Annotated in this window: 5 protein-coding genes and 1 pseudogene; 3 read left to right on the forward strand and 3 right to left on the reverse strand. The window is 42.9% G+C overall.

Going from position 1 to position 3,650, the window contains the following annotated elements:
- Window positions 1-92 precede the first annotated feature (92 nt).
- Window positions 93-212: pseudogene (locus H6G97_RS47565) on the reverse strand (IS630 family transposase); the annotation flags it as partial.
- A gap of 404 nt (window positions 213-616) precedes the next feature.
- Between H6G97_RS47565 and H6G97_RS47570 the strand changes: the two are divergent.
- Window positions 617-997 (forward strand): hypothetical protein, encoded by a 381-nt coding sequence (locus H6G97_RS47570; protein WP_190947313.1) that lies wholly within the window; start codon window positions 617-619, stop codon window positions 995-997.
- A 373-nt stretch (window positions 998-1,370) separates the two neighbouring features.
- Here H6G97_RS47570 and H6G97_RS47575 read toward each other — a convergent pair whose 3' ends face one another.
- The gene (locus H6G97_RS47575; RefSeq protein WP_338422009.1) at window positions 1,371-1,874 is read right to left on the reverse strand and encodes a GIY-YIG nuclease family protein; all 504 of its coding nucleotides are present in this window, start codon (window positions 1,872-1,874) and stop codon (window positions 1,371-1,373) included.
- Between the two features lie 91 nt (window positions 1,875-1,965).
- Between H6G97_RS47575 and H6G97_RS47580 the strand changes: the two genes are divergently transcribed.
- Complete coding sequence (locus H6G97_RS47580) at window positions 1,966-2,298, forward strand: hypothetical protein (RefSeq protein WP_190947314.1); 333 nt, start codon at window positions 1,966-1,968, stop codon at window positions 2,296-2,298.
- A 38-nt stretch (window positions 2,299-2,336) separates the two neighbouring features.
- Here the strand turns inward: H6G97_RS47580 and H6G97_RS47585 are convergent, their stop codons facing one another.
- Window positions 2,337-2,813 (reverse strand): GUN4 domain-containing protein, encoded by a 477-nt coding sequence (locus H6G97_RS47585; RefSeq protein WP_190947315.1) that lies wholly within the window; start codon window positions 2,811-2,813, stop codon window positions 2,337-2,339.
- A 236-nt stretch (window positions 2,814-3,049) separates the two neighbouring features.
- Here H6G97_RS47585 and H6G97_RS47590 point away from each other — a divergent pair, with 236 nt between their 5' ends.
- The gene (locus H6G97_RS47590; protein WP_190947316.1) at window positions 3,050-3,502 is read left to right on the forward strand and encodes a DUF1392 family protein; all 453 of its coding nucleotides are present in this window, start codon (window positions 3,050-3,052) and stop codon (window positions 3,500-3,502) included.
- Window positions 3,503-3,650 lie beyond the last annotated feature (148 nt).

The following is a 3,650-nucleotide window of genomic DNA, read 5'->3' on the forward strand; positions in this document are numbered from 1 at the left end:
TGCATCTGACCGAGAGTTCAGCCTTTAGTGACAGTAATCTGCTGTCGGGCTGGCTTAGTTATGTGCGGACTGACTACCGTGATTCACTAAGCAACGAATCGCACAATTTCTTCATACTTGTAGCCTTGATAAATCAGTTTGACTGCCAATGCTTTCCTGACTTCACGCGCATCTGGACGAGCATCTATAAATTCTTGTAGTTCTGCGTTAGCGAAGCTCACCGAAGGTATCGCCCCTTGTAGATGCTGATTTATCATGGTTCACTCTTAGACCGATATTTCCCTCAGTATTATCTCGTAGTCTTTTTCAGAAATCAAATATGATTCCTATAGATATTTTTGGTAACAATAGTCAAATCACTTGCTATTAATCTTTTTGAAATATCTCATCAAGATGAATTCTCACGGCTACTGCCATATATTTAGTAAATAAAGTCACTTCTCACTTAGATTTGATTTTTGCGATGGCTTGTTTTTTACCGGATCTGACAAAACCGCATTGCTCCCCTACCTAGTTCCCAGTCTAAACTAGAAATAAGCGCATCTGTAACTGCAACAAATTGAATTTTTCTTTAGTCTTTTGAACAGTCGTTTGATTTTTTAAGAAGGTATCTACTATGAATCGAATTCTCAAACGCGCATTTCTACCCAGTTTCATGGCTGCCAGTTTAATTGGAATCTCCTTAGTTCCTCTTCAACCAGCAGCAGCTAACGACCGAATTTTAGGAGATGCAGCCCTTGGTGCTGGTACTTGTGTAGTAACTGGAGCTGTTAGAAGACGTGGTAATGTTTTACGCAATGCTGCTAAGTGTGGTGCGGCTGGTGCTGCCGTCAATTTGGTTGGACGTAAGAAAAAACGTAACTTGGGTAGAGATGCCGCAGTCGGTGCAGGAACTAGCGCCGGGGTTCGCGCTATTCTTGGCGGGCGCGAAGATGTGGCTGGCGATTTATTAGATGGCGCAGCAGCAGGTGCAGCTATTAATATTTTGAGGAGATAAACTCTCAATTCGTAATCTCTAATCTTGAGAGTTTACGAATTTATCTAATCTCCGCAAGAAGACTCCCACCACACTCGCTTTCCTTGGCGGCGAGACGGCAGTTACTTCAAGTCGGCAGAGCCGCCCAACGCACTGCCTCATGAATTGCGGGTCAAAAACGAAACGCCCTCTGACCAGAATTGAGCGTAAGCGAAATCAGGGGGGAGGGTAGTTGAGTTTTTGACAACATTATATTAAAGAAAAAGTAGCGCCATAAAGCATAAATAAGCCACCCTACCCAAAAGGCTGGCCCCACCGTTCCCAGTTCTCCTTATTAAATGGACTGCGCCACTTCAAAATAAGGTTCAACTCCAACTCTTGCCGTGTGCGTCGATCAACCGGAGCATTCCACCAAAATGCGGCGTTGACTGCTGGAGAGTAACCCATAGCGATAATGTAAATCTTGGTAGCTGGCGATGTAATCTTTGCAGGCGTGTATACCCTGCCATCGCTTGTTACTGCGGCACGTTTCCCCCACGTACAACACAACAGAAGCCGCCGAGTCTATGATGAAATACAGACAAGCTTCTCCTGGACTATCAACTGGCATTCGATAAAATGACATTGGCACAAGCCGCAGCAAGAGTGGATCAATTTGGTCTGGGTCGCAGTGCTTAGGGGTAAGGTCAAATAATGCCGTCTGCTGTGGTGGTTTGTTCTCTCTCACCTTCTGCTGATATTCAAAAATCTGAGATTTCCACTTCAACAGCGCCTCAAGACTCATTAACAGTGTCTCTGCTGTACGTGCTGGTGTGACGGTCAAATCAGAAAATAAATTTAGCTGGTTGGGTTCCAAGGTGATTAATGGGAATGTACAAACTAGTAGATTATCGCCCACAACTGGATGGAGTCAAACCTGTTAGCAGCTTACTAGAGCGATCGCAGTTTTGATTTTGGGCATTTTAAAGTAGCGTTTACTCAATATTGCCATGTTTAAAGGATTCGGTCGCCGTCAGAAAAAATCGGTACTTGAGGATAATGAACTGACCACAGGGATTATTCAGCATCCAGTTACGGGACTTTGGCAGACATGGATATCATTTACAGGTAATGATATTCAATGTATTACCGCCCATGCCAACCCTGATGATGCTGACCGGGTAGCGAAACAGATTGCTGACGCTTGGAGTGAAGGGAAATATAAAACTGGGGAAGAGGTGACAGCTTTTATTAAATCTCTGCCGACTGATGCTGTCATAGACCCATTGCCCCAAAATATTGTGATGCAATTAAGTCAGCAGGCATTAAGCGCAAGGAAGTAATTAGAGCGATGGCTACGCCAACATCTGCAACGAACACGCTACAGAGTATGCTCAATTGTATAAGATTGAGCAAGCTTTGGCATCAAAGTTGCAGCCCAACCAATAGCCAAGTTCGACTTAAAGAATGGTGCAGCAGGTAAATGTCCCATCGGAGCCTCCGTTTTAAAAATCAACTCAGAGTACTGACGCCAACGGTAGTTTAGTCGCCATCCCACTGCATCAGAAAACTTGCCGTAGTCCTGTTCTACATTCTTCCAGATGTAGCTTTGAACAGAAAACCCGAAACGCTCTTGACTATGCTTTACCCAGAGGTAATCAATAGTTTGTAGATCCAGTTGGGGAAATTTTGTAATGTCTGACTCTCGAAGCCAGCCTTCTTTGATGCGATCAGCTATTTTTAGCATTACTGTCCCAGTCTCGGAGTCAGCTTTTTGCCACTGCCCTCCTACAAGTAAGTCATGCAACAAAGTATAGTCCACATCTACACTTTGGGGGAATTTATCTTGTTCAGACATTTTTGCCTTTGTAAGAGCGCCATTAAAAATCAAGTTGTAGCTCAGTTTAATTCTTCACTGATCTGAATATACACAACCAGCACAGAAATTAGATAGTTTGGTCAAATGTTCAGGAATTTCGCCTTTGAAACCTGTATTGATTAGGAATTGACATAGCGAGTGAAGTGTTGAAATTATATTCCGGATCAGACTGATGCAAGGAAGTAAATATATAAAGAAGAGGATTACATTCCCAGATGATTAACCAAATTACCGTCTTAGAATCCTGTTGGCATATTTCTCCTGGGTGGGGTAAGAATATGCCTCCACTAGCAGTGGAAATGTTAGAAAAAGTTTTGTTGCCCATCTCAAACTTGTCAGGTTATTGCCGTGGTGTTGAGTGGTCAGGGCAAGAATGGATTTATGCAATTGTTTGCCAGAGTGAAACTCTCTACTTACCTAAGCAAGAATTTCATCCAACAAATGTACTAAAAAAGTCCACTGTTTCCACTCCAGCTTTTAATCTGGGGGACATAGTTGAAGTTGATTTCGGTGAACAGCCGACACGCCGTATTATTCAAGGAATTTTTAGTCTCAAAGAGAATTGGCTTTATGGGGTAGAGTGGCGCTCCCCAACTTTAGAAGAAGTGTCTGCCCAAAGCAGAACAATATGGCTTGCTGATGTTGATTTAGTCAATGTTACTGTATGACCAGTTGCTACTAAAAAGTAGCACTAAGTTAACTACTGTAGGTTCGCTCATTTTGGAGGAGTGAGAAGTAATTATGTCTTGCACAGCTTGGAATTTAGCTGATAAAGGGACTCAGGCATTTTCATTAATAAAAGAATCTGTTTTTGAA

The sequence above is a fragment of the Nostoc flagelliforme FACHB-838 genome (assembly GCF_014698065.1).
GTDB classification, from domain to species: domain Bacteria; phylum Cyanobacteriota; class Cyanobacteriia; order Cyanobacteriales; family Nostocaceae; genus Nostoc; species Nostoc flagelliforme_B.

Bases quoted from the DNA above. Each gene is read 5' to 3' on its own strand.
- H6G97_RS47570 (WP_190947313.1), top strand. From the start codon at position 617: ATGAATCGAATTCTCAAACGCGCATTTCTACCCAGTTTCATGGCTGCC.
- H6G97_RS47580 (WP_190947314.1), top strand. From the start codon at position 1,966: ATGTTTAAAGGATTCGGTCGCCGTCAGAAAAAATCGGTACTTGAGGAT.
- H6G97_RS47585 (WP_190947315.1), bottom strand. From the start codon at position 2,813: ATGTCTGAACAAGATAAATTCCCCCAAAGTGTAGATGTGGACTATACT.
- H6G97_RS47590 (WP_190947316.1), top strand. From the start codon at position 3,050: ATGATTAACCAAATTACCGTCTTAGAATCCTGTTGGCATATTTCTCCT.